Here is a 342-nt window from a genome sequence, read left to right on the forward strand (position 1 = left end):
TCTTGCGGGTGATCGATGCGCGCACCGGTTGGCCGCCGCATCACCGCAAGCCTTGACGCCAGAACCCCGGGCGTCAGGACCACACGACTTCTCCGTCCGCGGACGATCCCGCCGAAATCCCCGAAGGCTTGCGTGTGCTCGTCCTCAGGTCTCAACGAGACCGCTGTGACCGCGCCGTGTCGTATCGCGTCGCCCGATGACTCACGGTTGCCCGCCCTGTCATCAGGCGTGTCGCGCCGGCGCTACCGCGTCCACCGCACCCCGGCCCGCATCTCGTGACGATCGCGAAGCGCCCCTTTGGCAGGGCCGGGATGAGCGGTGTATGCCATAAATCCGAAATTC

It is taken from the genome of Bradyrhizobium nitroreducens (assembly GCF_002776695.1).
GTDB classification, from domain to species: Bacteria; Pseudomonadota; Alphaproteobacteria; order Rhizobiales; family Xanthobacteraceae; genus Bradyrhizobium; species Bradyrhizobium nitroreducens.